The sequence below is a fragment of the Planctomycetaceae bacterium genome, assembly GCA_041398825.1.
Taxonomy (GTDB): Bacteria; Planctomycetota; Planctomycetia; order Planctomycetales; family Planctomycetaceae; genus F1-80-MAGs062.
Window position 1 is genome coordinate 164,906 of record JAWKTX010000010.1, and the last position, 23,955, is coordinate 188,860.

23 protein-coding genes and 1 pseudogene are annotated in these 23,955 nt (G+C 54.2%); 8 read left to right on the forward strand and 16 right to left on the reverse strand.

Annotated elements, in window-relative coordinates; all coding sequences use genetic code 11:
* Window positions 1-21 precede the first annotated feature (21 nt).
* Window positions 22-3,483, forward strand: a complete 3,462-nt coding sequence (locus R3C20_18415; GenBank protein MEZ6042478.1) for a VIT domain-containing protein — start codon at window positions 22-24, stop codon at window positions 3,481-3,483.
* Between the two features lie 1,498 nt (window positions 3,484-4,981).
* Here the strand turns inward: R3C20_18415 and R3C20_18420 are convergent.
* The 3 genes from R3C20_18420 to R3C20_18430 are packed head-to-tail and all read right to left on the reverse strand — an operon-like array spanning window position 4,982 to window position 6,971.
* Window positions 4,982-5,656: a hypothetical protein gene (locus tag R3C20_18420; GenBank protein MEZ6042479.1), complete on the reverse strand. Its 675-nt coding sequence runs from the start codon at window positions 5,654-5,656 to the stop codon at window positions 4,982-4,984.
* A complete protein-coding gene (locus tag R3C20_18425; protein ID MEZ6042480.1) occupies window positions 5,649-6,581 on the reverse strand; it encodes an ABC transporter ATP-binding protein in 933 nt (310 codons plus the stop codon). Before R3C20_18425 ends, R3C20_18420 begins: the two co-directional genes overlap by 8 nt.
* 3 nt (window positions 6,582-6,584) lie before the next feature.
* Entirely contained in the window at window positions 6,585-6,971 is a 387-nt protein-coding gene (locus tag R3C20_18430; protein MEZ6042481.1) for a GntR family transcriptional regulator, read from the reverse strand.
* Between the two features lie 142 nt (window positions 6,972-7,113).
* Here R3C20_18430 and R3C20_18435 point away from each other — a divergent pair, with 142 nt between their 5' ends.
* Window positions 7,114-7,536 (forward strand): hypothetical protein, encoded by a 423-nt coding sequence (locus R3C20_18435; protein ID MEZ6042482.1) that lies wholly within the window; start codon window positions 7,114-7,116, stop codon window positions 7,534-7,536.
* A gap of 18 nt (window positions 7,537-7,554) precedes the next feature.
* Here the strand turns inward: R3C20_18435 and R3C20_18440 are convergent, their stop codons facing one another.
* Window positions 7,555-9,093, reverse strand: coding sequence for a sigma-70 family RNA polymerase sigma factor (locus R3C20_18440; protein ID MEZ6042483.1), 1,539 nt, complete (start codon window positions 9,091-9,093; stop codon window positions 7,555-7,557).
* 497 nt (window positions 9,094-9,590) lie between these two features.
* Between R3C20_18440 and R3C20_18445 the strand changes: the two genes are divergently transcribed.
* On the forward strand, window positions 9,591-9,815 hold the full coding sequence (locus R3C20_18445) for a transposase (GenBank protein ID MEZ6042484.1): 225 nt from the start codon (window positions 9,591-9,593) through the stop codon (window positions 9,813-9,815).
* Between the two features lie 93 nt (window positions 9,816-9,908).
* Window positions 9,909-10,217 (forward strand): hypothetical protein, encoded by a 309-nt coding sequence (locus R3C20_18450; protein MEZ6042485.1) that lies wholly within the window; start codon window positions 9,909-9,911, stop codon window positions 10,215-10,217.
* A gap of 1,047 nt (window positions 10,218-11,264) precedes the next feature.
* Here R3C20_18450 and R3C20_18455 read toward each other — a convergent pair.
* Window positions 11,265-11,492 carry a hypothetical protein gene (locus R3C20_18455; protein MEZ6042486.1) on the reverse strand — a complete coding sequence of 76 codons (228 nt, stop codon included), beginning with the start codon at window positions 11,490-11,492 and terminating at the stop codon, window positions 11,265-11,267.
* A gap of 178 nt (window positions 11,493-11,670) precedes the next feature.
* Window positions 11,671-11,829, reverse strand: a complete 159-nt coding sequence (locus R3C20_18460; protein ID MEZ6042487.1) for a hypothetical protein — start codon at window positions 11,827-11,829, stop codon at window positions 11,671-11,673.
* A gap of 74 nt (window positions 11,830-11,903) precedes the next feature.
* Here R3C20_18460 and R3C20_18465 point away from each other — a divergent pair.
* The 4 genes and pseudogenes from R3C20_18465 to R3C20_18480 all read left to right on the forward strand — a co-directional run bounded on the left by R3C20_18465 (window position 11,904) and on the right by R3C20_18480 (window position 14,889).
* Window positions 11,904-12,443 (forward strand): annotated as a pseudogene (locus tag R3C20_18465) (hypothetical protein).
* Window positions 12,423-13,205, forward strand: a complete 783-nt coding sequence (locus tag R3C20_18470; protein MEZ6042488.1) for a hypothetical protein — start codon at window positions 12,423-12,425, stop codon at window positions 13,203-13,205. Before R3C20_18465 ends, R3C20_18470 begins: the two are co-directional and overlap by 21 nt.
* Window positions 13,205-14,368 carry an RHS repeat-associated core domain-containing protein gene (locus tag R3C20_18475; GenBank protein MEZ6042489.1) on the forward strand — a complete coding sequence of 388 codons (1,164 nt, stop codon included), beginning with the start codon at window positions 13,205-13,207 and terminating at the stop codon, window positions 14,366-14,368. The genes R3C20_18470 and R3C20_18475 overlap by 1 nt, the downstream gene beginning before the upstream one ends.
* A gap of 125 nt (window positions 14,369-14,493) precedes the next feature.
* Window positions 14,494-14,889 (forward strand): hypothetical protein, encoded by a 396-nt coding sequence (locus tag R3C20_18480; protein ID MEZ6042490.1) that lies wholly within the window; start codon window positions 14,494-14,496, stop codon window positions 14,887-14,889.
* Here the strand turns inward: R3C20_18480 and R3C20_18485 are convergent.
* The 10 genes from R3C20_18485 to R3C20_18530 form a co-directional block, all read right to left on the reverse strand.
* Window positions 14,886-15,833 (reverse strand): transposase, encoded by a 948-nt coding sequence (locus R3C20_18485; GenBank protein ID MEZ6042491.1) that lies wholly within the window; start codon window positions 15,831-15,833, stop codon window positions 14,886-14,888. The genes R3C20_18480 and R3C20_18485 overlap by 4 nt on opposite strands.
* Window positions 15,809-16,288 (reverse strand): transposase, encoded by a 480-nt coding sequence (locus tag R3C20_18490; protein ID MEZ6042492.1) that lies wholly within the window; start codon window positions 16,286-16,288, stop codon window positions 15,809-15,811. The genes R3C20_18485 and R3C20_18490 overlap by 25 nt, the downstream gene beginning before the upstream one ends.
* A 205-nt stretch (window positions 16,289-16,493) precedes the next feature.
* Entirely contained in the window at window positions 16,494-16,991 is a 498-nt protein-coding gene (locus R3C20_18495; GenBank protein ID MEZ6042493.1) for an IS30 family transposase, read from the reverse strand.
* Between the two features lie 1,003 nt (window positions 16,992-17,994).
* Window positions 17,995-18,648, reverse strand: a complete 654-nt coding sequence (locus tag R3C20_18500; protein ID MEZ6042494.1) for a transposase — start codon at window positions 18,646-18,648, stop codon at window positions 17,995-17,997.
* A gap of 355 nt (window positions 18,649-19,003) precedes the next feature.
* Window positions 19,004-19,255, reverse strand: a complete 252-nt coding sequence (locus R3C20_18505; GenBank protein MEZ6042495.1) for a hypothetical protein — start codon at window positions 19,253-19,255, stop codon at window positions 19,004-19,006.
* Between the two features lie 108 nt (window positions 19,256-19,363).
* Window positions 19,364-19,936, reverse strand: a complete 573-nt coding sequence (locus R3C20_18510) for a hypothetical protein (GenBank protein MEZ6042496.1) — start codon at window positions 19,934-19,936, stop codon at window positions 19,364-19,366.
* Window positions 19,930-20,703: a DUF1559 domain-containing protein gene (locus R3C20_18515; protein ID MEZ6042497.1), complete on the reverse strand. Its 774-nt coding sequence runs from the start codon at window positions 20,701-20,703 to the stop codon at window positions 19,930-19,932. The genes R3C20_18510 and R3C20_18515 overlap by 7 nt, the downstream gene beginning before the upstream one ends.
* 109 nt (window positions 20,704-20,812) lie before the next feature.
* Window positions 20,813-22,117, reverse strand: a complete 1,305-nt coding sequence (locus tag R3C20_18520; protein ID MEZ6042498.1) for a Gfo/Idh/MocA family oxidoreductase — start codon at window positions 22,115-22,117, stop codon at window positions 20,813-20,815.
* 217 nt (window positions 22,118-22,334) lie between these two features.
* Window positions 22,335-23,042, reverse strand: coding sequence for a hypothetical protein (locus R3C20_18525; GenBank protein MEZ6042499.1), 708 nt, complete (start codon window positions 23,040-23,042; stop codon window positions 22,335-22,337).
* A 166-nt stretch (window positions 23,043-23,208) separates the two neighbouring features.
* A complete protein-coding gene (locus tag R3C20_18530; GenBank protein ID MEZ6042500.1) occupies window positions 23,209-23,586 on the reverse strand; it encodes a hypothetical protein in 378 nt (125 codons plus the stop codon).
* Between the last annotated feature and the right edge of the window lie 369 nt (window positions 23,587-23,955).

Here is a 23,955-nt window from a genome sequence, read left to right on the forward strand (position 1 = left end):
AATTCCCCGGGAGTCTGACCGATGATGATTGCCCTGAAGCGACTTGCCGCAATTGATGGTGAGTTGAACCCGCGTGGGTTTGGAGCCGTGACTTCTTCCGACGGGAACCTGCCGCTTCACCAGTTGCATTACCATTCGCAACTGACGGGGCTCTCCGTGCGCACGACCATTGTGCAGACGTACTATAACCCCTTCGATGAAGCCATCGAGGCGAATTACGTCTTTCCGATTGAAGGTCGCCAGGCCGTGATCGGCTGTGAAATGCGCGTAGCCGGGCGCATTGTCCGAGCACGCCTGAAAGAACGCGGACAGGCTCGCGCTGATTATCAACGCGCCATTAGGAATGGTCATCGAGCGGCATTGGTGGAGAAGAATCGGCCAGAGACATTTTCCATGAAGGTCGGCAACATCCCGCCTGGCGAGCCGGTTCAAATCGTCATCGAAACGGTTGGATTGCTGGACGTGGAACATGGTGAATGGACACTGCGACTTCCGCTGGTTGTGGCTCCGCGGTACACGTCCGGTCTGCCCCTCCCCTTCGGTCAGTCGGGAAACGGAGTTCATGCGGACACTGATCAGGTGCCCGATGCTTCGGTCGTCTCACCTCCGACGTGGCTGCCGGGGTTTGCGAGCCCCGTGAGTCTGCGTCTGACAGTTGATCTGGATATGGGAACTCTCGCCTCACCAGCCAATTGGAAAGAATGGCTGCAAAGCAGTCTGCACTCAGTTGTTTTGACAGATTCGACCCATGATCGATCCTTGCCTGCCTCAACGCTTCGGGCTGCTGGGGCAGCGGAGACCACAGAACACGGAGAGTTCCGGAACTGCCGGTGTCGTGTTCAGCTGCAGCCGGGCGAACGAATCAATCGAGATTTCATCCTGCGAGGACGGATTGATGGTTCGCAGATTCGCACTTCACTGGCAGCCGAACGGATTGATGTGCCAACGCGTCAGAAATCAGGTGCCCCGACAGCCGTATCTGAAAGTGCTTTTGCAGTGACCATCGTGCCTCCGAATCTCCGGCATCAGGCACCCAGGGACATCGTGTTTCTTCTGGATCGAAGCGGCAGTATGGGCGGATGGAAAATGCATGCCGCTCGGGAAGGCATCCAGCGACTGATTGAAGGGCTGAATTGCGATGACCGATTTAAGCTGGCGGCTTTTGATCATGTCATCGATGACTTTGGAGTTCATCGGAATGGCACTGGGATCTCTGGCACCGGGATTTCTGGCAACTGGATCAACGCGACGGACACACACCGCATTGAGGCGTGTCGCTGGCTGAAGGCAGTGGATTCGCAAGGCGGTACAGAACTGGGAGCCGCTCTGATGCATGCCCTGGATGCGTTCCGCAATGCCGATGCCAACTATGCCGATGATAATAGTGGTCGCAGCCATTCCATCGTTCTGGTGACAGACGGACAGGTGACCGGTGAAGATACGCTGCTTCGTGTTTTGGGAACGATTCCGGAGCACTGTCGGCCTCGTCTGTTTTGTCTGGGAATCGATGAGGCGGTCAACGCGGGTGTTCTGCAGCGACTGGCCGAGTTCACCGGAGGTGTGTTCAGTCTGGCGGAATCGACGTCGCGAATGGCTCAGATTCTCGATGACTTTGCAAACGATATCGGCACTCCAGCGCTGACCGACGTTCAGATCGAACGGCCCGACGGTGGCGAAGCCTGGCTCGCCACGGACCAGTCTCGAACGCTGTATCCTGGTCGTTCGCTGACTGTGTTTGGCCGAACGCCGATTTCAGGCGTTGATCCATCCAATGCCTCCGCTTCCGGAATAGACAGGTTATCTCTGAATGTTACGGGCAGGCTTCCGGACGGAGCCATGTGGACTCAAAGCCTAACCACGGTCGTCCGTGATTCGACGCGATCCGTTCTTCTGCCGCTTTGGGGGCGAGAGAACATCCAGCAACTGGAAGATCGACTTGCCTCCCTCGGGCGCAGAGATCAGGAGCTGGCCGATCAGATCGTGAAACGCTCGCTCGAATGCAGCGTCCTGTCCCGTCTGACGGCATTCGTCGCAGTGGATGAAACGGAACGTGTTGCCGACGGAACGATGCCTCACTCAATTATTCAGCCAGTGGACTTTCCGGAAGGCTGGGCAGCTCCGCCATCGATCACCGCAGCTCAGTTGATTTCGAGATCACGTTCATCAGAGTCCCGAGGTACGCATGAGGATTCCATGAATTCTCGTCCCGTTCGATACCGCAAGGCTCGTTCCGCGGATCCTGGGGCAAGCTTTGAAAGTGTTTGTGTTCAGCGGGGCATCGTTTCCGCCGATCAGATGCTGGAAGCCGTTGAAATGGCAGGGCATCTTGGAATTTCTCCGTCGCAGAGCCTGTATCGTCTTGGCTATGCAGGTGACCAGGATCTGATGAATGTGCTGGCCGAGATCAGTGGCACAGACATCGTCGATCTTGAAGGGGCTCAGATTGCGAACGAGGTGATTTCGCGATTGCCCGAATCTCTGGCTCGCGAAAACAGAATGATTCCGACAGATGCTTCTGCGAGTCTGGTGACCGTCGCAGTTGCAGATCCAACAGATTTAGATCTCCAGGACAAGATTCGTTTTGTTCTGGGTTGTGATGTCAGGTTCGTTGCCGCAACAGGCGCCGATATTGAAGCGGCTGTGGCCAGACACTACGGAACGGCTGAAACCGAGTCCGTAGATTCGATGATCTGTGAGTTCACAGAAACGCAGATCGATTTCAGCACTGGCTCGGTATTCGATCCTGAGGGCGGCGATGCCGGGCCGTTCGAAGAGACCGAGGACCTTCTGGCTGGTGAGGAAATCTGCATGGAGCAGGCTCCTGTTCCCTTTGCCGCTTCAGCCGCTTTTCCCCCACAGCCATCGCGAGCAACTCCGTTGGCGCGGCGTGCTCGGCGACAGCCGGAGCCTTCCAATATTGGTTCAGCTCCGATCGTGAGGCTGGTCGAACTTCTGTTGAATGAAGCCGTGAAGAAGAAGGCGTCCCACGTCATGATTTCAGGGAACCCGTCGATCGTCCAGGTGTTCTATGTGATCGGCGGGAAACTGGTTCTGCGGGACGCACCGCCAGCACGACTTCTGAGCGCTCTGATCTCGCGATTCATGATTCTCGCCGGAATGGACATTTCGATTAAACACGAACGACAAAGCGGCACAATCCGGTTTGCAGGTCCGAATGGTGAAATTGAACTTTCGACTCACGTGATCTACCCCGACGTTCTGATTGAAATCAATTCGCCCGCCAGTCAGTCAGAAATGCCGGACTGCGTGCGCGAATGGTGGACGCGTCACGCAAACAGCCGACGTGGACGAATTGTCCTTCGAGCTCAGTCAACTGCTGTTCCGAGCGATTCAGACGTGCCCAGCGACGCGGGGACAACCAGCTTCGAACTCAAACGCGCAATCAGCACCGCGTCTGCATCGCCCCCGGCGTGCGATGAACCGGCAGTTTCTCGGAGACCCCACTTTCGACAACACCGGTAGCCGAGATACCCAAACAGCCCAAACAACAGCACAAACGCCAGCCACACGTTACGTTGCGAGATTCGATTCCGAGACGAATGTCGTCGAAAAAGAAACCACGACAGCACTGTCAGTATTGCGGCAACACCAGCGGCAGCCGGAGAAGTTTGATAGGGTGCCGAGATTACTCCATTTGGCCGAATCACTGCCGCGCCGACAAGCAACACGGGAGCAGGAATTGCAAGTCCAACGGCCAAACAGCGTTCGTTCAATGACAATCCCACCCCGTGATTCACCCAACGAAGATCGTACAGTGGCTTATCGGATTCGAACGCATAGTCATCGTTCAATTTCCAGACTCTGGTTGTGACGTTTGATATGTCAGCAATCTGTTCATAGGTCGATGCCTGCAGATATCGCCGAGGTGACTTTCCCTCTTCCGTAAAGTCATAGAGCTGTACAAACGCCGCTGGCTCCACGTATTGCATCGACATGGAATACAGCAATTGGCCATTCGCTGCATGGAAGAATAATTTCTCCCGAGTTCGGATCACGATCAGATTCTTCTCTGGCGCAAACTCACTTGATAAAGTCGCACCCGTTGCATGATCTGTGACTTTCGCATTTGTCAGCGAAATGATTTCACGCGGAGATTTAAAGAGTGAAACGACGTCGGCGGTTTCGACATCCACGCGATATACATACTCCTGGTCGGCAATGAACAGAAACGGATCCATCGAATATTCGTCGTGCCTGTAGACTTCTCCGTCATTGGCGAAGTGACTCCATCCCCACTTGTGAAAAAAACGATCCGGGGGAATCTGGAATCGATGCTCCAAAGAAGGAATAGCACTCTGCTTGCCATTTGTGCCAATACAGAACGCCCGCCGACCGTCGGTGAGATTGTAACATTCCAGCCAGCACCGATCGTCAAAGCCCGGCTCTCGAACCGCGTACCAGGACATGTGACCTGATTGATCATCGACAATTCTTATAGTGCGCGAAGCCGGCATCATCCCAGCAGCTTCTGAGGATCCCTGAATCTGTATTGTGACATGACGTCCAGGAACTGGAGGGGCATCAGCCCCGGAGACACTCTTTTCCTCGGGCAACCTGTTTCCATTCAGATCAAATCGTTCGTTGAATGGCAGATTTCCATTGCGTCCCGCGCGACTAATGAAGAAGTCTTCGCCATCTTCACTGAGACTGTAGTACATGTTGCGAAATTCATAGTCTCGCCGAAAAAACGTAACGAATGTCGTCGTCAGTATGTCGTTCATGGCAATCCAGAGCAGGATCGACCCGCCTGTGATTCCCGCCGCAATCGACAGCGAAGTCAACAGAGATTCTTGCTTCAGATTTCGAGAGTTCATCATGAAAACACCGCTGGCTTTAACGTTTTCCGGGAGGAGGCTCGAACATTCACGCGTTCAACTCACAGCAGAAAAGCTCGATCAATTGGGATGGTTTCTCGGCGACGGAGCGGGTGGACAAGGACTTCAATTGAGAACTCCGGGAACTAAAAATCCTTTACCGCGAATGTTTGATAAAGGGCTTGCAGCTGCATCCCGGTAACAACACACACCACTGGAAATCCGGTCAGCCACCAGGCTGGAAGGAACTGCATTGCAAAGCATAAGCCGCCGATTGCGACGCACGGCAATAACCGCGTCCCATGCCACCGATTCGGCAACAGTCCAGACTGAAACGCGGCCAGATATAGCATTGGGATGCTGAACCACGTCCGCAAAACAGGAGAAACCATCCACCAAGCAAACGGGCTGGGATGAGTGCCGGGGGTCGCCGCCCAGGCAATGTAAAGTGCCAGAGGAATAAATGAACAGACTGCCCACAACGTCAGTCCAGCAATCAATTTTGAGGTAAGAACTGATCCGCGTCGGATGGGGCGATGCATCAGGAAATACCAGGTACCGCCAACCTGCTCCCAGGCAGACTGCACAAGCCCCAGAGCAATCGCAAGCAGACCGCTGCACAGAAGAAAATTGGCCGACAGAACATCCAGAGACATCTGGACACTCCAGAATCTGGCGTTGACGATGAAAGGTTGCGGAGGTACGTCATATTCAGACGTCGTTAATGTTTCCCACCAGGTAAAACCCATGCAGGCCAAAAGAGTCAACGCTCCCAGAAACCAGCATTGCCGCAGTTCTTTGTAAATCAAGCTTTTATGCATAGACAGGCTCCAGCGAAAATGGAGGCAGACTACGTCGTGAACCACGAGTGAACTCAATGAACGCATCTTCCAGGTTCAGTTCCTGAACATCGACATTGTTTATGCTCAATGAAAACAAAGCCTGTTCCAGCTCTCCACTGAAACCGACAACGATCAATTCAAGTTGCCCACGAGTCACACGCGCATTGATGACACCCGGTAAACCTGAGCAGTCTGGCGTATCACCGCTGAACGAGGCCATGACGCGCTGGACATTGCTGCGGAAATGATCCGTCGGGCAATCGACGACCAGCCGTCCTTTGACCATGATTCCAACTCGATCGGCAATACGATCAATGTCCATGAGAATGTGAGAACTCAGCACAATCGTACGGCCGCTTTCATGGATCACCTCAATCATTGATTCCAGAAAATCACGACGCACAACAGTGTCAAGCCCGAGTGTCGGGTCATCAAGAATCAGCAATTCAGGCTCCGGAGCCAAAGCAATGGCCAGTGACACCTGTGCCCGCTGACCATTCGACAGTTGACTCAGTTTTCTTCGCTGTGGCACTTCGAAGTGATCCAGAATCATCTCGACCAGTGAGCGATTCCACCGAGTCTGAAAGCTGCGAGCAAACGCCACACACTCACGAACTGTCATCCAGCCATAGAGCGGGTGGTTTTCTGCAATATAACCCACCTTTTCCCGGTGCTGCGGCTTCATGCCAGCCACGTTTTCACCAAGCAGCCACGCATTACCAGAGTCCGGCTGCACCATCCCTGTGAGCATCCTGATCGTCGTCGATTTACCGGCACCATTGCGGCCGAGCAACCCGTAAACAGTGCCTCGCGGAATTGCCAGATTCAGATTGTCGACCACTCGTTGACCGTCGTAAGATCGCGTCAAATGGTCGGTGAAAACTGCATAGTCGGAAGGCGACATCACCTACCCTTTCCATTGAAATTTTTTCATCTGTTCCTCAAATGCCCTGCGCACTTCATCCTGAGTCAAACCCAGATGCACCGCGCCGGAAAGAAATATGTTCAGCTGCTCTATCAGCTTTTCGCGCCGCGCTTTTCTTGTGAGATCACTGCGAGTTTCGGCAACAAACACGCCAAGCCCCGGCCGCGTATTCAGGACGCCTTCTCGTTCAAGCTCAGTGTAAACACGCGCGACGGTATTGGGATTGACGACAATCTGTCGCGACAATTCCCGAACCGAAGGTAACCTGTCGTTTGGCTCCAATTTCCCCAGCGCGATGGCCAGCCGAATCTGATCGCATACCTGGCGATAGATCGGGACTCGACTGGAAACATCAACCTGCACGTCCACAACACTGTCCTCTCTGACTGAACATCAACTGTATTAGTAATACCAGTACAGTAACTACACAAGAGAAAATGCCAAATTTCCCTTCGCATCTGAAAAACTGCGAGGGGGAACCAACGGGGAAACCCAAAGGGGGCAGGTCTCTTTGTTTGCGTTGCGTCTGGCATCCTGCCAGCACCTGCCGACGGTCATGAGATACGTCGGACGCAATCCTGTGCGAGCCAACCTCATTGACCTGGCCGAAGAATGGCAATGGGGTTCCGCTCATGCTCGCCGAGGACCTGCAGACGAACGCCGATGGCTGGCGATTCCCGAAGATCCCCCGTTGCCGCGAATCTGGCGTTCATGGGTGAACAAGGTCAAGACAGAGGCAGAGTTGAACGCACTTCGCATCAGTGTGAACCGCGGCCTGCCGTTTGGCGATGGTCAATGGACAAAAAGCAGTGCTGTTCGCCTTGGTCTCGAAACCACATCTCGGCCAAGGGCACGGCCAATCAAAAAGGCCCGACCCCTTTTCTGCTTCCCGCTTCACTACCAAAGAAAACCACTTCAGACAGCTGAAATGTAACCAAAACCGTTATCTTCCCTATTCAGTTTCCTGAATCCACTGCTGCACATTCCTGTGAAACTTTTGTCGGGTTAGACGCAGCTGAAGTGACACAGCTGGCATCAGGAACAACAAAGCCCACGCCCACGGAGTCCACTGGCACGCTTTCTGAGTCGCTTCGTTCGTAAGAAACTGCAAAGCGGCGAAGACGACGATCATCAATACACCGACGACGCCCACCCACATCTGGCAGGCCGCGTACGCCTGAAGACGGTGTCTTGCCAACCACATTCTCCACCCGACGGCACTGCCCAGAACACAGCAGCCAAAAACAATTCCGGATGTCAGTCTCGCGTCATGCCAAAAGGCGATGACGGCGAGGGGCAGCATCCACCCCAAAGACCCGACGCACGTTCCAATCCATGCTCCACCGTTCCAGCGGAACGCTTCATACACTACCGAGCCATCGTCCTGAACAATTCGCGACTGTGCGATTGCGGCATCCATCGTCTGCCGAACCGACTCCCGCATTGGTTCACCATTCGCCTTAGCCAATTCCCCCAGTTGCTTGTACCTGCGAATACCCCCAATCATCCACGGAATGTTGAAGACATGGAAACCCAGCAGCAATCCGCACAGCAGGCAGACATAAGTGGTATTGTTGGGGATGAAGCCATTCAGGCGAGCGTACAACAGAACGGCAAACAGAATTGCAGCTATGGCAAACGCAATAACAAACCGTTGAATCTGTTGAACAAGAAACTTCTGCTGACTGACATATTCACAGTTCTTCCAACTCATCCAACTCCCAAGTACGCCACCCGTTAGTCCCGTTAGCAAACCAAACAAGGCACCTCCGATAGCCGTCGAGGCAGTGGATGCAAACAGACCGCTTGATTTTCCGGTGACCGCCGTCGTCGCAGCCGTGGTTGCCGTCGCTCCAGCCGCATAAGTCGCTGACGGCAGACCGGCCATAACGATCGCCGCAAACGCGGCCTTCGGAGCCGTTTCGCTGAGAGTTCTGCAAACAGTATCCAGCGCTTCCTGGCGAATCATTTCCCGCCCCCGCTTCAGTCGCTGCCGAATTGTGGATTCGTTTTCACCAAGAGCGATCGCGACATCGCGAGTCGACTGTTCACCACGATAAAACAGTACCATCGGTTCGCGATAATTCTCCGGAAGGCGTTCCAGCATCGACCACACCGCCGCCTGTTCCTGTCGTTCCAGCATCTGAGTCTCCGGAGATAATTGTCGAGGATCACTGGGTTCGCTGGGCACTCGGTCGATCGAACTTGTTAACAACGGAGTCCTGGCAGCTCGAACGGCATCAATGGCGCGACGGCGAGCAATCGTGCAGATCCAGCCGACGAATTTTTCCGGTTCGCGCAGAGTTGCCAGGTTGGTCCACGCTTCGATGAACGCTTCCTGCCCAGCGTCTTCGCTGCGAGCGAAATCGCCACACACCGAATAGGCAACCCCGGTCACCATCGCTGCATGGCGAGTGACCAGCACTTCAAAGGCCTGCCGATCGCCAGCGGCTGCCGATTTGACCAGTGCCGCAGTATCAATTTCGCTCACCGCAATCTCCCGTTTCGCCTGGAAAAACCCCGCGATACAACGCCGCCGCGATGAAGTCGAAGTAGCGAGTCGAAATGTGACAGAATTTTAGGGCAAAAGGTGAAGCCAAAGCGCGGATCACTCCTTCAGGCAATTCCGTCTCAAATTACCAAATGCTCTCGGAGTCAGGGCACTGGTCGCACAGAGAAATAGAACGCGTCAGGATATTTCCTTTTTTCCTGCCAACGATACTCTCGGCTCACCTTTGTTGCCAGTTGGGGTCCCGACTTCAGGCGATATGGGTTGGCTGGCAATCCGTGTTCAGGCATTTGAAGAATCCCCACATGCCACGGCAACGTTGTTCACAGGTTTGATGCCGCTTTTTTCCCAAAGCGAAAGCGCCGAAGCAATGGGCAGCAGCAGGACAGAAACAGGTCTCTTTGATCGCGTTGCGTCTGGTATCCTGCTGGACTTTGGCCACGGCATGCACGAAACGCAATTGTCCGGCAGGTGAAGTCTTGCACGTTCTCAATCGAGCTGTGGCTCGGCTGACGATTTTTGAAAAGCCCGAAGACTATGCCGCATTCATGTGCGTTGTGCAGGAAACGTGGGAAATCGTGCCACTTCCAATTTATGCGATGGTAGCAATGCCGAATCACTGGCATTTTGTGGTCCGGCCCGAGACCAGTGATCAGGTCAGTGAGTTCTTCCGTCGACTGACTGTCATGCACACGATGCGTTAGCATGCTCAATACAAGACCGGCGGGACCGGCCATTTGTATCAGCGACGTTTCAAGTCGTCTCCTATCCAGTCAGACCGACACCTGCTGACAGTCATGAGATACGTCGAACGCAATCCTGTGGGAGCCAACCTGGCCGAAGAATGGCAATGGGGTTCCGCTCATGCTCGCCGAGGACCTGCAGACGAACGTCGATGGCTGGCGATTCCCGATGATCCCCCGTTGCCGCGTAACTGGCGTTCATGGGTGAACAAGGTCGAGACAGAGGCGGAGTTGAACGCACTTCGCATTAGCGTGAAACGCGGCCTGCCGTTTGGCGATAATCAATGGACACAAAGCTGCGCCCTTCGTCTCGGGCTCGAATCCACAACTCGCCCACGAGGGCGACCAAAGAAAGAGACCTGACATTTTTGAGCACACCTCACCTGAAAAAGGCCATTGCTCAGATTGAGGCACGCATCAAAGAGCCCGGATAGTTCTCGTCGTCAGCCGAGTCTCAATGGGGCCATCCAGAGACGGAACCAGTTCCTGCCACAGTTGTCCAACGCCGAGTCGCTCGATCACTGGTACGACAGTCTGCTGGAGGCCGGCTCAGTAGCTTTAAAAAATGTGCCGCTTCTCGCTGATCGCGACCGACCTTGTGGTTTGTTGATGTGGTCGTTTAACGGCAATACCGTTCAACGAGCGTGAATGATGTAGTGGATCTCGCCAGAGATCCCAGTGTTGCATGGGGGAAGTCTGGCGACTCCCACTACATTTTGAACGGCCCTCAAGTTCGGTGGAGTCTGTCCTGGTGGCGATCAGCGAGAAGTGTCAAGGATGGGACTGACTCCGAGCGTATTCTGTCAGAACACGACAGACGTGCTTCGGGGCGAGGTGCCTGTCCCATTTTTTCGTTCGTGGGCTTGTCATTTCAACGCAGTTGAAACCGAAACGGAACTCAACTCCCTGCGACGCAGCCTTGCTCACGGCACTCCATGCGGTGATACTCACTGGCCGACAAAAACCGCTGCAATCCTCGGCCTTAAATCCTCGCTTCGACCGCGAGCCCGGCCAAAACAGCCGGAAAATAAAAATGTCCCCTCTTCCGATTTCCCGCTTTCCAGTGTCTAACGGACCGTATCGACCATCGTGCAGGAAGTGAGGCAGTCGTCTGAGACACGATGCTCGGCCACTGCTCAAACGTTTCATCGACTGCCAACCATGGACGTGGACCGAAACGGTTACAATTGGATCGCGAAGTTACAGCACATAGTCTTGGAGGGGGGGCAACTGATGCCTCCAGATGGTCTCGGTATACAGAATGGAGCGGATGAAATGAGCGTATTGATTCTTGCTTGTGTCAGGAACCGTTTGTTCGAGTCTTGGTCGTCCGTGGGGGCGGGTAGTGATTTCGAGGCCGAGTTTTCGGGTCGCTGTGGTCGCCCAAGTTTCGTCTCCAAACGGTGAGCCTCAATTGACGCTGCGACGGAGGGCCGCGAGTTCGGCGTCCGTCTGAGGGGAATGGACATGCTCCAAACAGCCAACAGTTCGCCGCACAGGCCATGCCGACAGCAGGTTCTTTTCTGCCGCCGTTCCTGACGACCAACGATAGAGACTGCTCCAGCGCCAGTCTTCCGCCCGCTTCACCAGATTCGCACGCAAAGCATTGCGTTCCACATACCGGCAGAAAGTGTCCATCGTTCTGCACCGGAAAGGACTTGAGTCGCCCCTGATAAAGATGACCAGACCCGGTCGATTTGCGATGGGCGTGCCAACGCTGGGTGTGAGTCAGTGTCAGCCAGCCAACAAAGCGAGACAACTCATCATCTTCCTGAGGCCACACCACCAGGTGCCAGTGACTTTCCATCAGGCAAGACTAAAGCAGCCGAGTCCCCGTCCGGGCGACGGCTTCCTGAAGCACGGTCTCGAACGCGATGAAATCTTCGTCCTTCGTAAAGATCGGCATCCGCGCGTTCGCACGGTTCAGCACATGATAAACCCAACCACCCGGAGCTGCTCGCTTTGGTTTTCCCATTACAAAACGATAATCAACTCACTCGCAGTTGTCAATAAACGGTTCCTGACACCTTTTGCGTCTACAACAACGTCGGCCAAACCGCATCCTCACTTGACCCACTGGGAAATCGGACTACGAACGTCTACGACTCCGCAGGACGAGTGATTGCCAGTATCAATCCTCTGGGGCATCGTTCAACGACGGTCTTCAATGCGGCTGGTCAGGCACTGGCAACAGTTGACGGCAACGGAAACCGAACGAGCAGCGTCTATGACGCCCTCGGACGACGCATCACAGAGATCAATGCTTTGGGCTACCGAACGACGACGATCTACAACAGTCTGGGACAGACTTCGGCTCTGGTAGACGCCCGTGGCAACCGTCACAGCTTCACCTATGACAGCACAGGAGCCCAGACCCAGTTGATCGATCCGCTGAATCGTCGCACGACAAGTGCCTACGATGTTGCCGGTCAGCAGTCACTGCGTATTGACGGTCGCGGGAATCGAACGACGTTTGCTTACAGTCAGAATGGTCAGTTGACAAGTCGGAAATACCCGGATGGAAGCCGAGCGACCTTTGCCTACGATTCTCTGGGCAATCGCACCTTGATGGCCGACAGTACGGGCAGGTATACTTCGACGTATGATGCGGCTGGACAGGTCCGATCTTCCGCCAACCCAAACGGATTGACTGCATCATTCGCATACGATCCGGTTGGCAGTCGACACGTCCTCGAGAACCAGGGAGCGGGCCGAACAACGTTTACCTACGATGGAGCTGGTCAACTGGTCCAAATGCAGAATCCTGGTGGAGTTGTCACCTCCAGTATCTACGATGCGAAAGGACAAAGAACGGCCAAAATATCGTCGTCTGGTACTCGTGCATCATTTACGTTCGACGTTGCAGGGAACCTTGCCGATCTTGCCAACCTGAAGAGCGATTCAACGGTCATTAGTTCATTCGCCTATCGTTACGATGAAGCAAACAATCGAAATGGAGTGACGGAAGCTGACGGTACAAGGATCACGTGGACCTACGACAACAACAATCAGTTAATAGGAGAACGAAGAAGCGGGATGAGTGGTTACGCCAACACGTTCGTTTACGATCCAGTTGGCAATCGCTTGGTTTTGAACGAGAACGGAACCAAGACCACCACGACATACGATAACGCCAATCAGATTCAACATTCGGAAGCTTTATCCGGACGAACGACCTACACCTTTGACTCTGACGGCAACCAGCAGATTGTTCAACAACCTAACGGCGACAGAACGACAAACATCTGGGATTACGAGAACCGCTTGGTGGCTGTCGCACTGCCGGATGCCACACGAGTGACCATGTCTTACACCGCGGACAACCGCCGCGTCTCCCGGGAGGAAAGCTAATGACACTGACAACCTACCAATGGGATCCCGTCACCGATCAACTTCTCTCCGAAGATGACGGAACGAGTCGGACGGATTACACCCACGAGCCCAATCTCTACGGTGACCTGATCTCACAAACCGATGGGGCCAACACGAGGTTCTACCACTTCGACGCAAGAGGTGATACAAGGCAAATCACTGATGAAATAGAAGCTGTCACCGATTCGTGGACCTACGACGCATGGGGCAATGTGCTGAGCCGCACTGGAACGACTGCAACTCCATTTCAGTTCGTTGGGAAACTTGGCTACGCGTTTGATGCCGCAGTCGAAGTCAACTATGTCAGAGCGAGATGGTTTTCGTCGACTTTAGCCACCTGGCTCAGTTCCGACCCTGCTCGATCCGACGAATCTTACACACTTTATTCGTATGCGCACGGTAATCCGATATTATCGATTGACCCATCTGGCCTCATCACCGTTACTCGCCAAAGAGGCGGATGTCAGGGTCCGTGTGGTAAAGTTGTACACGCTTGGGATTTTACGCTAACAAGAAAGGATGTCGACTTTGCTAAGAAGCACTGCAAACCTGATCCGTCCACTGGGAAGACACCGGCATATATCGTACAACATATCAAGAAGGAAGCTGTCTGTAATAGCGACTGCTGTGACTCCAGCTGGAGGTTTCCATTAACGTTACCTGAGACCGACTCATTTTGGGAGGCATTCTATATAAGTGACATTCACTCTCAAGCTTCTCCGGATGACCCGCAGCCAGGTATTCAAAAAGCAGTCGGCTTTACTGACGTTTGGATACAGCCCGATATGAGGACTTCTCGTGGAAAATCGCAGACTACGGGCACACTTCGACTCTACTGTGTTTTCGGTGGAAGTCGTCCTTCGGGCTGGCTTCATGGTGGCCAAGGTGGTTTCACCGTCTGCAGCGAAAGCGAAGTGAATGCTGCTGCAGATACTCCGTGTGAATTCAAGCCTCCCCGATGCCCAGCTGGACAACTGCCGTTTACTCGAAAACCACCACTTTTCTGGGGTGGCGGCTTGGGTTTGCCGCATGCAAAGATTGTACTTGACACGAAGTGGGATTGTTGCGCCGCCAAGAAATACACAGACGTGGAGATGAAGGGTGTTGCTAACCCAGTTTCGAGTTCGCCTGCATGTCGTTAGGCAAAAACTGATCAATTGATGGGTCTGATCCTTAGAGTGCGAAAACCTGTCTGTTACAGCAAGACTCACCAGTGCCTGTGCGCATTGGGCAGGACAAGCGGAAATGCTCAAATAACGAGGGAAACATGAAAACGGTGGCCATAAAGTCAATCCTCTGCATTCTTCTTCTTGCAAGCTTTTTTACTGTTTGTGTTGGTCATCAAAGCAAAGAGGCTCCCCCTCACCGTGGAGATTTAAACAGTGATTTGGAGCAATTACTTTCCGATGCTGATGGTCCACTGGAAGTGATTGCTAGGCTAGAAAAGGACGGCTTCAAGACGCAGCGGGCAGTATCCGCGGACGGGACAACGGACATCGTTTGGGGCGGGTTTACAACTCCCACTGTTTCAAATCTCTCAGTAATGAAGATCCATGTATGTGTCGTGCATAGAGGCGGCGAACGGGAGGTAATATCAAAGCGTGAGCATTTCATGCGTGAGCTGAAAGATGGGAAGGAGGTCCTTACGAGAATTCCGCTCTAACAGGCCGTTGATAAACACAGGTTGTCTGGACGCCAGTGGGACGCGTTGTATTGCTTGATGGCAGACTTGGGTGAGGTCGTTGCGTGGGAAAGTGCGGCGAGTATTTGAAAAGTCGGTTCCGTGATCGTTAGCAGGGCGGAACAGAGCCAGCTTTGCCGCCCATTTGACGCAAACTGCCGTGGTTTGCCGCTCCCGAACAGCTTTCGCATGATTAATCCCAGGTTGTGCGCGGCAACGACCAGCGAATATCGTTTCGTGATTTTCCTGAGACCTCGAAGCCACGTCCGCCGAGCCCCACCGGAATCACAGACGTGAGCGAAACTCCTTTCAACGCGTTCGCTTCTCAAACGCTGCAGCCTTCGACCCTTCCTTCGCCGTGTGCGACGACGATTGTTGAGCACCGCTGTTTTGACCTCGCTCGGTTTATCAGACCATGTCCGATTGTTCTTTAGTGTCGGTTCGGGGATATATGTTGTCAGCCCAAGATGCGTGCAGTCGGTCACCTGCGTATTGGAATGGTATCCTTTGTCCGCTGCGACAGCCTTCAGTTCGACATCGCTGTCACTGCGAATCAGGTTGAGTTGAGCATCCACCATCGCTTCACTCAGCGTACTCGTGTCCGCGGCAGTGCCATGACAAACTCGGGACGACAACACCACTTCGGTTTCAAGATCGACGACGTGTTCGGCTTTGTAGCCGAAGTGCGTCCTGCCATCCTTCATCTTCACGATGCGAGCATCGTCGTCGGAATCAGACTTCCAGTCTTTGTTCGAGACCTTCTTGCCCTTGCGACGGCGATCGAAACGTCGCAGGTCATCATCGGTTGGATCGTCGTCACGATCAATAACACCTTCTTCGTGCATCAGACGGCGAATATAACTCTTCCAGTCTTCGTCGGTATCGCGCCGCACCATCGACTTCATCGCCGCATTGGCTTCCAGCATTGTGGCATCCACACCCACATGGGAACCGGAATCAGTTTCTTGTCAGCAGCCATTCGCAGCACGAAAGCAAACACCTGTTCGGTGACTTCCATCGGAAATCGGTCACGAATCCGAGTCAGAGTACTGTGGTCCGGCGTTGAATCGGTCAACTTCACTCCCAGAAAGCGTCGCAGCGACAGACTATCTTCGCATCGCCAGGCGATTCCTCGCTGCGAATCAATGCCTTCAAAGTACCCGATGAATAACATTCGGAAGTAAACACCCGGTGCAATTCCAGGCCGCCCGCCATCAGCGTAATACGGAGCCACCAGATCTTCGACGAACTGATCGAATCCCGCTTCCCGCAGCAAATCATTCAGTCGATCATAGAACACATGCCCTGGAGCTTTCGCCACCGCATCGGCAGCGACCCAAAACTCGCCCTGCGATTCCCTCAGCCGTCGCCTCAATGCCACAATCTTCTCCTGACCAGTCCGCATTAACCGCCAACGCACCGAATCTTAGTTATCGTCCGGTGCTACTGCCAGGTTTGTCAACAGGCTGCTAAGGGCTTAGGTCAAAGGGTGGATCGCAAAGCTGCTATGTGGGAGACTCAATAGGGGGGACATTCTGAGTTGCGGAGCGCAAGGCGAATTCAAACCTGAAGTGCAACGGTGGGAGTCATTGGTTATTGGGTGTGTAATGGACTTCCATGGGTGTTTTGAATCCGAGGCATTTTCGGGGGCGATCGTTGAGTTTGCGTTGGACGTGAGCAAGGGCCGCCGGGGTGATCAATTTGAAATTGGTTCCTTTGGGGAAGTGCTGGCGAAGCAGGCCGTTCATATTTTCGTTGGAGCCACGTTCCCAGGAACTATAGGGATTGGGGAAGTAGCATGGTACGTTCAGACTTGCTGAAAATAGTTCATGCTCAGCAAACTCTTTTCCGTTGTCGGTCGTCATGCTGAGAACGGGCGGTTTGTTGAGAGACCTGAGTCCTCGTACCATGGCTTTGCGAACGATTGATGCCGACTTGTTTGGAACGACTCGAATGGATGCCAGTCGGCTTCTTCGATCTGTCATCGTCACGATGTAACCGCTTTTGGAAGCGCCTTCCATCGTGTCGCCTTCCCAGTGCCCGCATTCGGTTCGATTGTTGGCTTCGACCTGACGCTGTTCAATCGTAAGCGCCCGGTGATGAGCGTTCTATTCGTTTGAGCAGGGTTGTCTTTCCTGCTTTCTTCGTTCCGCGATGGTCCAGCGGTGTTTGGGGTGGGAGGCGAGCCAGTTGTTTGGGAGCAGTGACTCGAGAGGGGCTCCGAGCGGAAGCTGGATCAGCACGTCCTTCAGCCAGGCCCAGGGTTCCACGAGGTTGGCTTAGCTGCTGGCAATCATCGACTTAAGGATGGCTGCTCGGTGGCTGGCCGGTTTGCTGCCGACGAACATCCAGTTCATGCGACCAATCGCCACAGGACGAATGGCTCGTTCGGAAGCGTTATTATCGATCGACAGGTCGCCGTCTTCGAGCTAGCGATCCAGCGCGGTCCATTGATTGAGCGTGTACGTCGTCGCTTTGCCGGACAGGCTTTCGGGAGAAACACTTCGCCGTCGATCCATGTCTTCAGATCATTCAGCAGTGGCCACGCGACCTGTTCTCGCTCGGATTGACGTGCAGCAGTTGAGAGGTCGCCAGTCTCACTTTCCACTTTGTACGGGCTGCCATCGGAGTGTCCATCCCGGTTGCAGAATTTGTCCGCGTCGCATGCCACAGCAGCACCGTGGTTTCGATCGTGGAGGTTGGGAATCACTGGATTCTCGTTTGGCGGCAGACCCCATTAGGGCAAATCCATCTCAACCCGTGTTCGTAGTGCAAATTGCACTAACTGCATCCCACAAGAGGTGAATTCCGCTCAATTTGCCATCCGAAGCTGCACCACGAAAGCCACTGTACTCGGCCCAAAACACAGGATTTCAATAAAAACCGCCAGATAGCACTACATATCATCGGCCATGATCAGCACGATGTTCGGACGGTCGGCGGCCACCGTAGTGCAGGCTGCCAGCCTGCAACACAACACAAGGATCGCACCGGCTATGAACGGGAAACGTGGCATTTGTTGTTATCCTCAGTTGCCTGATGTTTTGTAAGGTTGTTGAATCGTGTCACAGGGTGCGGGAGAGCGTGTCACAGGCCGGCAGCCTGTGCTACGGGGAGCCACCCTGAGGTATCGCCGTCGATCAGGTATCGGTCGTGACAGGAACACCAGTGCCAGTCTTCGTGGCGACCGACTAAGCTCGCGTTAACCGGATTGGCTCGGATATAATTCAAGATGCGCTCCAACTCATCATGATCGCGAACCCAGTGATCGTAGGACTCCGGCTGCCAGAACTTGCCTTCTCGCCGCAGGATTTCGTTGGCCCGATTCGCGGTATAGCTCTTCAGGCTATGCATGATCGACGACAGCGGGCTGCGTTTATCGGCCGTTTCACCGACGGGTGTGTCATCAGCCGTGATGTCCTGTTTGAATAAATCCGGCGAGGGAGTCAGCAAAACATGCACGTGATTCGGCATGATGCAGTAAGCATGCAGGTGGTACTTGACACCGTCGTGATGGTAAAGGTTCTGCCGCAGCATCGAGGCTACGCGCGGATCGCGAAGCCAGTCGATGTCTGACGTCGCGTCCAGATGTTTTTCATAAGCCGCGAAAAGCATCTTGTGGACGTGCAACCGGTGATTGGTTGGCGACTTGTCAGTCTTGGCGGCCAGCAGTTGTTGGCGCTTCTGTTTCAACGTTTCGATCACCGCGATCGGCAGCGTTCCGGCAAGGCGATAGGTCACGAAGTGGGCCGCCCCCGCAACGTACCAATGAGGAAGCGATCTCCAATGAATAGTTTCCATAGTCACGTAGTGCAGGCTGCCAGCCTGCACATGTCAGGGAAATTGGGCGATTGCAGGCTGGCAGCCTGCACTACGTTGTGAAGCCGGGCAGACGACGCAACAAGAGTGCCCCGTGGCTCAAAGGGGAACGCAAAAGGGGTCATTCTACTTTTCCAGTTTCCTTGGCCTGCCTCGAGGTCGAAGCGACGATTCAGGACGGAATATTGCAGCCGTTCCCAGGCCACCCAGTGATGTTTGCGGACCGTTGGCCATGGAAATCCAGGGTGGATGCGGCCATGGTACTCTACCGGGTTCGCTATGATGGTGAACGGAAGCTTCCAATTGGCGGAAAGTCACGACCGACACCGGAGCCTTCGTATGAGAGTTGATCGATAAACAAGAATGATTTCTGCCACCTTTTTGTGAATCCGTCTTCAAACGAACCATCGACACCGATGTGGTCTCCGACAGTTTCCGCGACCACAGAAAACATTCGAAGTTCACTCGAATCAATATCTCGCCAGGCTCCTTCTTCGGTGACACGGCATCCTGTCGCATCAACTCTCATTGTTTGACTCCAAAAACTGCTCGACCCGGAACTCGCCACTACTGCCTGCTGATGGTGCAAATGCCGTTGCGGTTCTATTCGTGTGCGTGCATCTGGCGAATTCCGATTCTAAAACGAGCGGCGTTCTGTCAGTTCGTCGTGCAGCGTCTTCAAATACTGTGGCGAGAAGCCACTAATGCAGTACTTGTCCGGGCTTTGATAATGCGATAGTCGCAGGCGAGGTCGTTGAAACGATTCCCACGCAGCGATCGCCAGATAGATGAGTCCGAAGAAGGGCGTACCGTAGGCCATCCATGAACGTTGTAATGCCACGGCTCCCATGACACCGCCGATGCCAAGTGCAAGAACTCCAACACCGATCCATCGAACAAGGCGCCGCGTGGTCAGCACAGACCGAGCCAGCGAATACTGAACGCGGCAAATTCTTCGGAACACAGCAGGTCGACAAAACGCGTACTCCACCGATTTGTTCTGCCGCGCCAAATCGTCGCGAGATCCCGTCAGCACGCAGACTTCCGGAAGAATGACCACCTTTCCGCAGACCAACAGATGGCCTTCGATGGAATAATGAGTCTCTTGCCGTTCCGCACCTGAGGCTGCTCCGCCGCGGCACGTTTCGGACACTACAAACGGACTGTCTTCTCTCGACACTTTCGCATCATCCCGCTTCTGCATCACCATTCGCCCATCTTTTCTGCGCCCGCGATGGTGGCCAGAGCTTTGCGAGTTTCTACATCCAGTGTGTTCGAAACATAATGAACAGAACCATCAAGTATCAGCACCTGAAATCCGCCCGTGTGAGCCGTCTCTGATTCGTCATTGAGACCGATGAATGTGGCAATACCTGCATCCTGTGGAGCCATCCACGGGACGGATTGATTGTTCGGGAATTCCGCTACGGCAATCGTGTTTGGCGTACCGTCCTGACATTCCGTGAGTTGCCGAGGTGTAGCACCGTTGAAGATACATTCCGGACCGTTGAGTGCCAAATACGTCGTGTGTCCGACATCGAAATTCACCGACGGACACGCATAAGCCTCCGGCATGGCTTCCAGAGCGACCGAGTTGTCCGGATGATTCCACGGCTTCAACAAGTCGATGGAATTGTAGAGGGCCGCTTCTTCAAGGTATGGCAGAATGAGGGTTCGCCAACTGTGCAATGGACGCCCGTCTTCATCGACCGTGTAGGCTGGCGGAAAACTTCCGTAGACGTCGTGGTAGATGTGCAGTGCAAGACCGATCTGTTTGAGATTGTTTTTGCACTGCATTCGTCGAGCTGCCTGGCGTGTGGGGGATCTCCGCGTTGCTGGTAACAGCAGCAGGATCAGAATCAAAATGATGGTCACGACCACCAGCAACTTCCAGAGCCTCAACATACACCCTCCTGGCTTTGGAGACGCAGTAGCAACATCAGCCGCTTCCGGTGCATCAAACGGGTTGTTTCTCATGAGTGCCTCCTGGTGTTTCGCGCTGAACGCTAACCGCTTTCAACAGATATCGTTTCGTTTAACAGCCTCGGGAGCTTGTTGCTTGATTCTGCACGGCACGCGACCGAATCTACAACGAGGGGACGCTCCAGTGTTCGCGGTATCGTCGACCGACCATTACGGCCGCTTCTTTGTGATTGGTGATCTGTTCGGTGGCCGGATTGAATTCCAGCGTCGTGCGCGTCCTCGCAGAGATGTTCGACAGGTGAACGATGCCGGCTCCCAGTAAACCCGCTTCAATGGGCGCGTTCAGCTGCTTCTGGCGACCTCGGATGCAGTCAAGAAAGTTGGTGTGGTGAGCCACCAAATCTGCTGGTCCCGTTCGTTCTGCGAGAAGTTTGTTACGTTCTCCGTACAGCTTCCACCCTTTTGTGTGTCCGATAATCAGGCAGCCGATGCCGTAAAATGCGGCTCCGTTTTCATATCCTTCCTGCACATAGGGCGTCCAGTCACGTTGTTCAAAGATCAGCTGCTTCCTGCGCGAGGCCTCTTCGGTGGCGTATTCCGAAACCGAATACTGGGTGTCCGGAAACTGTTGGTCGTCGTCAAAAAAGTACTTGCCTCCCAGGCAGCTCACTCGCTCCGGATGCGTCGTGGCCTGAATGCCCCAAACAGCGACGTCGATGTCATGAACACCGTCATTGCCGATATCACCACAGCCGAAGTCGTACCACCATCGCCAGACGCTCGGCAGAAGATTGGTGCGATACGGAACAACGGGAGCCGGCCCCAGCCAGGTGTCAAAATCCAGGTGATCGGGCGGTTCGGAAGGTTGAGTCTTTCCGATGCTGCGTCGACGCTGGCTGTTCCACGCCTTGGCAACAAGAACGTCGCCGATTTCACCTTCATGAATGCGCTGCATGGCTTCGCGCACGCAGTCTGTGCTTCGGCTCTGTGTGCCGACCTGAAGAAGTTTGCCGCTACGATCGACAGCATTTGCCATCATCCGGCCCTCTTTAATATTGTGGCAGCAGGGCTTCTCAACGTAGACATGCTTACCCGCATTCAAAGCCATGACAGCCGCCGGTGCGTGCCAGTGATCGGGCGTGGCGATGAACACGGCATCGATGGCAGCATCGTCCAGCACCTTGCGAAGATCCGATTCCTGCCGCGGTTTTGGTCTGCCCGTGGACGCCACATGTTCCGCCGCTGCAGCGGTTCGCTGACGATCCACGTCACACACGGCGGCAATTCGAACATCGTCGCGTTCACACAACTGACGCACGTGATTCATGCCCATTCCACCAGGCCCGATGATTCCCAACACGACCTGATCAATCGGAGAATTCGCCGCTCGAAGTGAACCACCCAGAGCAATGGCTGACGCACCAGCCGCCGCATTCTTCAAAAACCGCCTTCGCTGTGTGTGAGCCATGATAATTCTCCATGATTGGCCGTTGTTTTAACACGCCCGGCTTTAGACAACGCTCGCTGTCAGATTTGTCTAACCGGAGTGCAGTGCAGGTCGGTAATTTTGTTGCGGTGACACTGAACGGAAGTGAAACCGCTTGACCGATCGTACCGGCGGCGACCACCGCCGGAAAGTCATTCAGTCGAATGGCGGAAATTGCTCGACACTGACAGGCTGCAATTCAGAGAATGACTGCGTAGAATCGGGGCTCATTCGCGAGCAAAAGCCATACACGACCGAGCTGTGTGATTCTCAGCGGCAATCCCCAATAAAGTACAATGTCCCAGTGGTGTTCGGCACTGTAGTTGCTTTGGTTGATTGGCGGGTCGCGAGTCTTTTTGATTCGGCGGTTTGAGTACCGAGCGGGGGCAGTTCGGGCTGAGTGACTGGCTGGCGGCGATTGAAGAGTCATCAGCGGCGCAGCGAAGCCGGGCAGACGACGCAACAAGAGTGCCCCGTGGCTCAAAGGGAGCGCAAAAGGGGTCATTCTACTTTTCCAGTTTCCTTGGCCTGCCTCGAGGTCGAAGCGACGATTCAGGACGGAATATTGCAGCCGTTCCGTGCCACCCAGTGATGTTTGCGGACCGTTGGCCATGGAAATCCAGGGTGGATGCGGCCATGGTACTCTACCGGGTTCGCTATGATGGTGAACGGAAGCTTCCAATTGGCGGAAAGTCACGACCGACACCGGAGCCTTCGTATGAGAGTTGATCGATAAACAAGAATGATTTCTGCCACCTTTTGTGAATCCGTCTTCAAACCGACCATCGACACCGATGTGGTCTCCGACAGCTTCCGCGACCACAGAAAACATTCGAAGTTCACTCGAATCAATATCTCGCCAGGCTCCTTCTTCGGTGACACGGCATCCTGTCGCATCAACTCTCATTGTTTGACTCCAAAAACTTCAGCAACTCTGGCCGCGTTTGGGTTCCGAAAAGTACAATGTCCCCCTTTATCGATTCCCCCTTCAAGCTATCCAAAATCGCAACCATCCGCGACTGCACCTTTTTGTGCCTTACGGGGATTTTGCCGCCGAGAATGTCTAAGAGATTCTATCTGATATCCAACTTGCCCGGTTCAATCATGAAGCGAACGAGGCCACCCAGTTCAGGGTGATCGAATTCTACGACCACGCGGTCGCCACTACTGGTCCCACCATCCTTGGCGACAAAGGCAACCCATCCGTTCTCTTCAGTCAGCGAATCGAAGACCAGCGCTCCCGACTGATAGGCCCGAACGGAAACGGTTCCCGCCTTCAACCCTGTCTGATCGCCTCGATCATAGACATTGTTGGTGATCAAGGTGTACGAGCCCGTCGGTGCTGGCGATTCTTTGGCAAATACCGCCGACTGCACAACAATGCTCAATGCAACCGCCGGGAACAGACTGAGGACTGACAAGACGAATGGACGCACTATTCTTTGAAACATTCGATACCCTTCCAAGGTTAGCCGGAATGATGGCGTTCTCTGTGTGTCGAACTGCACTGTGCCAATGCGGCATTCCGAAGTGCTGCCCGTGAGTATTCGTAGAGCCGGTTGCAGGACGTCCATCCGCCAGAGAAAATCTAAAAAAACGTCAGAGATCACTGAGGCCGCGGATTTCCGACCAGCGTTCTCTTCCCCTGTCGCCAGTTGTCGGATTGCTCCACACGCGAAGCGGTGCACCCGCAACAGACTGTTTCAAGGGGCGGAACACAAAGGGGTCAGCGACGGTCCTGAACGAGGTCAATGACAGATTCGTTTTAGGATTTTCGAATTCGATTCTTGCGATTTTGGTTTCTGCGGGGACACAAAGGT